The 5,412-nt window shown below is 65.6% G+C and carries 5 protein-coding genes; 2 read left to right on the top strand and 3 right to left on the bottom strand.

Annotation, left to right across the window (positions count from 1 at the left end; all coding sequences use genetic code 11):
• Positions 1–1,878: selenide, water dikinase SelD (gene selD, locus WBB85_RS19900; protein WP_432640328.1), on the top strand; the 1,878-nt coding region annotated here is incomplete at its 5' end.
• 111 nt (positions 1,879–1,989) lie between these two features.
• On the opposite strand, the gene mnmH is transcribed toward selD, so the two are convergent.
• Genes mnmH through WBB85_RS19885 form a run of 3 tightly spaced genes read right to left on the bottom strand, consistent with a single transcriptional unit; the run spans position 1,990 to position 4,496 of the window.
• The gene (gene mnmH / locus WBB85_RS19895; protein ID WP_432640327.1) at positions 1,990–3,054 is read right to left on the bottom strand and encodes a tRNA 2-selenouridine(34) synthase MnmH; all 1,065 of its coding nucleotides are present in this window, start codon (positions 3,052–3,054) and stop codon (positions 1,990–1,992) included.
• 47 nt (positions 3,055–3,101) lie between these two features.
• Positions 3,102–3,866, bottom strand: a complete 765-nt coding sequence (locus tag WBB85_RS19890) for a carbon-nitrogen hydrolase family protein (RefSeq protein WP_432640326.1) — start codon at positions 3,864–3,866, stop codon at positions 3,102–3,104.
• A gap of 33 nt (positions 3,867–3,899) precedes the next feature.
• Positions 3,900–4,496, bottom strand: coding sequence for a L,D-transpeptidase (locus WBB85_RS19885; protein ID WP_432640325.1), 597 nt, complete (start codon positions 4,494–4,496; stop codon positions 3,900–3,902).
• Between the two features lie 199 nt (positions 4,497–4,695).
• On the opposite strand from WBB85_RS19885, the gene WBB85_RS19880 reads away from it, so the two are divergent.
• The gene (locus WBB85_RS19880) at positions 4,696–5,403 is read left to right on the top strand and encodes an ABC transporter ATP-binding protein (protein ID WP_432640324.1); all 708 of its coding nucleotides are present in this window, start codon (positions 4,696–4,698) and stop codon (positions 5,401–5,403) included.
• Positions 5,404–5,412 lie beyond the last annotated feature (9 nt).

The raw sequence follows: 5,412 nt of genomic DNA, 5'->3' as shown, positions 1-5,412 counted from the left end.
GATGTGGCCTATGACATCGCCTCCATCGATATCGGCATTACCGCCGACATGCCCGCTCTGCCGGGCTTTGCCGAACACGGCACCCCCGCCAAGCCGCTCGACGCCTTTGCCGACCATTGGGAGGATTTCGTACACGCCGTCGCTGCGGGCCGGACCCCGCCGCGCATTGCGGTGATCGGGGCCGGGGTGGCCGGTGTCGAACTCGCACTCGCCGCCCGCCACCGGCTGGGCGATGCGGCCGGGATCACGGTGGTCGAACGCGCCCGCGCCCTGTCCGCATTGGGGCGCGGCGCGGTGCGCGCCCTCAGGTCCCATCTCCAGACCGCGCGGATACCGCTGAAGGAAGAGATGGCCGTCACCGGAGTGGAACGGGGCGGGGTGCGCCTTGCCGACGGTCATCTCGAACCGGCGAGTTTTGTCATCGGCACGGCGGCGGCGCGGGCGCAGCCCTGGCTGGCGCAGACCGGGCTCGCGCTTGAGGGCGGGTTCGTCAGCGTCGGGCCGAGCCTGCAAAGCCTGACCGATCCGGCGATTTTCGCCTGTGGCGACATTGCCCATATGGGATACGCGCCGCGCCCCAAGGCCGGGGTCTTTGCCGTCCGTCAGGCGCCGGTTCTGTTGCAGAACCTCAAGGTGGCTTTGACGGAACAGGGCCGGATGCGGAGCTTCCGGCCGCAGAAGGATTACCTCAAGCTGATCTCGACCGGGTTCAGGGGGGCTGTCGCCGACAAATGGGGCCTGCCGCTCGATGGCGAATGGCTCTGGCGCTGGAAGGACCGGATCGACCGCAAGTTCATGGCGCAGTTCATCGATCTTCCGGTCATGCCCGCCCCAAACCTGCCGTCCGAAATCGCAGCCGGGGTTTTCGCGGAACTCGGCCATGGCAAACCTTTATGTGGCGGCTGCGGCGCCAAGGTCGGGCAGGCCGATCTTAAGGCGGCGCTGGCTGGGCTGCCGAAACCCGCCCGGCCGGATGTCCTTTCAGGCCCCGGCGACGATGCAGCGATCCTTGCCCATGGCAAGGGGTATCAGGTTCTGACCACCGACCATGTCCGGGCCTTTACCGAGGATCCCTACCTTCTGGCAAAGATCACGGCGGTCCATGCGATGGGCGATGTCTGGTCGATGGGCGCGCGTCCGCAGACCGCTCTGGCGCAGGTCATCCTGCCCCGCATGACGCCCCGGATGCAGGCGGAAACCCTGCGCGAGATCATGGAGGCTGCTGCCGCAACCTTCGGGGCCGAGGGCGCGGATGTGGTCGGCGGGCATACCAGCCTCGGGGCTGAACTGACCATCGGCTTCACCGTCACCGGGCTTGCCGCGAACCGGCCCGTCGATCAGGCGGGGGCAAAGCCCGGCGACTGGCTGATCGTGACGAAACCGATCGGCACCGGCGTGATCCTTGCCGCCGAAATGGCGCGGGCAGCGCCCGGCGAGGTGGTCGCCCATGCCCTTGCCTCCATGATGCGCCCGCAGGGCGCGGCGGCCCGCATCCTCGGGGCCGAGGCGCATGCGATGACCGATATCACCGGCTTTGGCCTTGCCGGTCACCTGATGACCATGCTCGACGCCTCCGGCACTGCCGCCCGCATCTCGCTTGCCCATGTGCCGCTCCTGCCCGGGGCCGAGGCTTTGTCCGGGGCGGGCCACGGCTCCACGCTCCTGCCCGCCAACAAGGTCAGCATGGCGCGCATGTTCCTGACCGAAAGCCCGCGTGCCGATCTTCTCTTTGATCCGCAAACCGCAGGCGGTCTTCTGGCGGCGGTGCCCGCCGACACGGCCATGGACCTCGTGCGTCGCCTGCGCGAGGCGGGCGAACCGGCATCGATCATCGGCGAAGTGATCGAAGGCCCGCCCTTCCTGACGGTCGAGGACTGATCCCTGACACCTTCCCCTTCTTCTGTTCAAAAAATACTCCCGCGCGGAGCGCTGCGGCGCGGAACGCGACGCCCGGTGAGGGGGGCTCGATGCCCCCCGAGACGGCGCTGGTCAGCGGGTCGCGAAGAGGTCGCGCGCCGCAGCGGCGATACGGGCGGCAAGCGGGTCGAGCGCCTCGGGCGCGAGTGAGGCCGCTTCGACCACCGCCTCGCGGTCGGGCGCGAACCGGGCGCGGTGCTTTTCGTAGCGCGGATCGTAGTGATCTTCCATTAACGCCCCGGCGAGTGTCCTGAACTCACCGCTTTCGGCCAGGCCATGCCATGTCGCGATGGTGTCAGCCGGGTGCAATGCGCGCAGGCGGGCGATGACCTCGACCAGCCGCGCTCTATCCACCGTGACATCGGCATAGGTGCGGGCAAGGTAATCGGCACGCGCCGTCAGCGGGGCCACGATCCTGACCCTCGGCGCGGCGCACATCGCGGACCAAAGTTGTTTGGGGATTGCAAGATTGCCAACCCGGCTGCTTTCGGCCTCCACCACCAGCGGACGGGCCGGATCGAGTGTGGCAAGCGCCATCGCCAACCGCCCCTCGAAGGCCTTTTGTGAAGGCTGCCCGCCCGGCATGTCGCCAAAGAGCGAGCCGCGATGATTGGCCAGCCCCTCAAGGTCGATGACCTGCAATCCAAGCCCCGCAAGTCGGTTCAGGATCTCGGTCTTGGACGAACCGGTATTGCCGTCAAGCACCACAACGGGGGCTGCGACGGGCTGCTCCTGCACCGTATCGACCACCAGCTTGCGCCAGGCCTTGTAGCCGCCTTCGACAAGCTCCACCCGCCAGCCGACCTGCGCGAGGATCGACGCGAAAGAGCCCGAGCGCTGCCCGCCACGCCAGCAATAGACCAGAGGCCGCCAACCGCCCGGCATATCGGCCAGCGGGCCTTCCAGATGCCGGGCGGCGTTCCTGGCGACAAGGGCGGCACCGACCTTGCGGGCAAGGAACGGCGATTGCTGCTTGTAGATCGTGCCGACATGGGCCCGTTCGGCGTCATCCAGAACCGGCAGGTTGATCGCGCCGGGCAGGTGATCCTCGGCAAACTCGGATGGTGCGCGCACGTCGATCACCGCGTCAAAACCGAACGCGGCAACTTGCTGCAAGGAGGTAAGGGTCAGGGCCATGCCGCCCCTATAGCGCCCCGCGCCGCCGCCCGGAAGGGCCAGCGCGGCTATCCGACCGGCCGCCAGTCGCGGCCTTGCGTCGACAGGCGTTCGGGATCGACCGGGTGATCGAGATCGACGATCAATGTGGCGGGTCCTGCACCGGCCCGGGCCAGCACCGCCCCGTCCCGCGCCACGATCAGCGATTCGCCGCAATAGGTCAGGTCGCCCTCAATCCCGCAGAAATTCGCATAGACGATGGCGACGGCATGGTTGAACGCATGGGCCGGGACCGTGTTGCGGCAGACATGCTGAAAGGGCACCATATTGGCCGTCGGTACCAAGATCAGCTCGACCCCCAGTTTTGCCAGCGCCGCGACATGGCCGTCAAATTCAACGTCATAACAGATCAGAAGTGCTGCGCGGCGCCCTTGATAGTCAAAAATCGCATACCGGTCCCCGGGCCTGAACAGCGCGGCTTCGCGCGGTCCATAAAGCTGGATCTTGCGGTAATTGGCAAGCATCCTGCCGTCCGGACCAATGGCCAGTGCCGCGTTGTAGAGGTCTTCGCCCTGCCGTTCGGCATATCCCGCAACCAGCCCACATCCGGCATCTCGTGCCATCTCGCCGAGGCGGGCCGACCAGAGCCCGTCCTTCGCCTCTGTCAGCGCGCCGACACGGTCGAAATTGTAGCCGGGCAGGAACAGTTCGGGAAACACAGCCAGATCAGCCCCCGCCGCGGCGGCCGTCTGCAATTCCCGCGCGATGGTCGCGAACGCGCCTTCGATATCTCCGGCGGGTGACGGACCCTGATACAGCAGCACACGCGTCATTCCTGGCCCCCGTTCCCCGCTCTTGGCAGCCGGTCAGTAAACCGTGACAGGCGCGCCGAGTTCAACCCGGTCATAGAGGTCGATGACATGTTCGTTGACCATACGCAGACAGCCGTTCGAGACCGAGCGCCCGATGGAATTCGGCTGGGTCGTGCCATGAATGCGGATCGCAGTGTCGATCCCGTCATGATAAAGATAAATCGCCCTTGCCCCCAACGGGTTCTTCGGCCCGCCCGGCATGCCATCGGCATATTTCTCATAGGCCGCCGGATCGCGCTCGATCATCTCCGGCGTCGGCTTCCAGCTTGGCCATTCAACCTTGCGCCCGACCAACGCCGCACCGCGATAGACAAGCTCGGCCTTGCCGACGGCGACACCGTAGCGGATCGCGACCCGCGGGCGGACGATGTAATAAAGGAAATGCTGGGATGAGATCACATGGATCGAGCCCGGCTCATAGCTGCGTTTTACCCGCACCACCGTGGGGTAGAGTTCCGGCGCGATGGTCAGACCTGCGATCGGTGCCGGTGGCAAGGCGATTTCTTCGCCCCAGAGGGCGGCTGCGGGATCGGGGCGCGCGACACAGCTTGCGGCCAGAGCGCTGGCGAATAGGGTGCGACGGTCGATCAAGCGGTTCTCCTTTAGATGGCTCCGATGGCGCGAACGGGCTGCACCGCCGTCTGACAGCGCAGCCTGAGCACAGTCTCGTGCAAAAATGTGGCGTTGAATAGGCAGAAATCCCTGACCCCGATGGATCCGCTGTTGATCTGTTGAGCCAGATCAAGGCTCTGCGTCGCCGGGTGCGGCAGAAAGGGCCAGAGGATATGCCATGGCCCAGCGGATTTTCAGAACAATCGGTCTGACCAAGATCTACGACACCGGAAAGGTGAAGGTCCATGCGCTGGATGGTGTCGACCTGGATCTTTACGAAGGCGAACTGACGGTTCTGCTTGGCCCGTCGGGGTCGGGAAAATCGACGCTTCTCAACATTCTGGGCGGTCTCGACAACGCCACATCGGGTCAGGTCTGGTTCCGCGAGACCGAGCTGACAGGCATGCGTGATCGGGACCTGACCGCCTATCGGCGTGACCATGTCGGGTTCGTCTTTCAGTTCTACAATCTCGTCGCCTCGCTCACCGCCCGCGAAAACGTGCAGCTTGTCACCGATGTGTCCCGCAACCCGATGCAACCGGCCGAAGCGCTGGCGCTTGTGGGACTTGACGCGCGCCTCGATCACTTTCCGGCCGAATTGTCGGGCGGTGAACAGCAACGGGTGGCCATCGCGCGGGCCATCGCCAAGCGGCCCGAGGTGCTTCTTTGCGACGAACCGACAGGTGCCCTGGACAGCAAGACCGGGGTGCAGGTGCTTGAAGCCCTGAAGATTGTGAACGAACAGCTGGGCACGGCGACCATCGTCATCACCCACAACGCGATGATCCGAAAGATGGCGCATCGCGTGCTCAGGTTTCAGGACGGCCGCCTTGGCCCTGTCGAGGTCAATGACACACGGCTTTCGCCAGCGGAGATCGAATGGTGATGCACGCGC

Source organism: Albidovulum sp., assembly GCF_049646345.1.
Classification (GTDB): Bacteria; Pseudomonadota; Alphaproteobacteria; order Rhodobacterales; family Rhodobacteraceae; genus Albidovulum.
Note: the sequence above shows the minus strand (reverse complement) of the source record. Positions and strands in the feature narration are given on the sequence as shown.